The sequence below is a fragment of the Micromonospora sp. M51 genome (assembly GCF_018070305.1).
Classification (GTDB): Bacteria; Actinomycetota; Actinomycetes; order Mycobacteriales; family Micromonosporaceae; genus Micromonospora; species Micromonospora parva.
Genome location: NZ_JAGPXZ010001160.1, coordinates 1 through 1,274 on the forward strand (window position 1 = coordinate 1; position 1,274 = coordinate 1,274).

The following is a 1,274-nucleotide window of genomic DNA, read 5'->3' on the forward strand; positions in this document are numbered from 1 at the left end:
GGCGCGCAGGCCCACCGAGGCGGCCTTGACCCGCAGCGGCATGTCCTTGCTGACCAGGGTCACCTCCCGCCCCTCGGCGGCGAGGTTCAGCGCGACGGAGAGGATCCGGGCGTCGTTGCTCTCGGTGCGGAAGCCGGGCGGCAGGACACCGTCGTCGGTGTGGTTCAGCTCCACCCGCAGGGTGCCGCCGACGTCGTTGGCGGGCACCGGATGGTCGAGTCGACCATGCCGGACCCGCAGGTCGTCGAGCATCCGCAGCGACTGCCGGGCGAACCAGCCCAGCTCCGGATGGTGCCGCTTGCCCTCCAGCTCGGTGATGACCACCAGAGGCAGCACCACCTCGTGCTCCGCGAACCGGTGGAATGCCGCCGGATCGGAGAGCAGCACCGACGTGTCCAGGACGAAGGCCTGGCCGGCTGGTCGTGGCTCCTTGGGGTCGGCCGGCGCGGCGGCCGCCGAACGGCGGCTCCTGGTGGCGCGGCGGGTCGTGGCAGTCGCGGCCGGGGTCTGGTCGGCACCGGCGATGGTACGGCGAGTCGTCACAGGCCTGCTCCGACGGATGGGCACCCGCCACCCGTGTTCCGCCTCCTCCGGTGCCCGGGGACACGGGGTCGGATGCGGAACCCCGTGCGCGAGGTCGCAGATCCGGGCGGACCGGCTGGCTCGGGAGAACCCCGTGCCATGCCTAGACGCTAGCCCCGCCGGACCTTCCCGGCTAGAGGCCGAACGTGGATCTCCCACGGCGCGCTCGTGAACAGCGCCGCGCCGACGCCGGCACCAGCCGAAAGGCACCGTCGCGGGCACGGCGGAACCGGCCGGGATGCATGCCCCCTGCGCGCATCCCGGCCGGTTGGGGCCACCGTCACCGGTCTGACGTGACCCCGACGGTGCGTGTCCGCCGCGGACGACGCACCGCGTTCGTGGCACCGGTCGGCGGGGCGGACCCCGCCGACCGACCTCAACCGGTCCGTCGGACGAGCGTGCCGGTCGGGTGCCGCCCGGTGATCGGGGCGGCCGGCGCGCTGAACGACGAGCCGGTGTACGTGGTGCCGGGGCGGGCGACGGCACCAGCCGAGCGGACCACTCCCGCGGGCGAGACCGACAGGGCCGAGGCGATGGCCGCCTGGGCGTCCCGCCGACGCCGGTTCCAGGCGCCCCGGTCACCGTCGAAGTAGCCCTGCCGGTAACCGAAGCGGTAACCGATGCGATAGCTGAGCTGCCCGTGCAGCCGCCCGGCCGCGTAGCTGGTGGCGCCGAGCACCAGGACGAGGAAC

Annotated in this window: 2 protein-coding genes; both read right to left on the reverse strand. The window is 74.2% G+C overall.

Translation table 11 applies throughout. The annotated features are described in order from the left end of the window. On the reverse strand, positions 1-543 hold a 543-nt coding region (locus tag KBX53_RS33325), incomplete at its 3' end, for a PIN domain-containing protein (protein WP_309140912.1). Between the two features lie 415 nt (positions 544-958). After that, positions 959-1,274: hypothetical protein (locus tag KBX53_RS33330; protein WP_210863829.1), on the reverse strand; the 316-nt coding region annotated here is incomplete at its 5' end.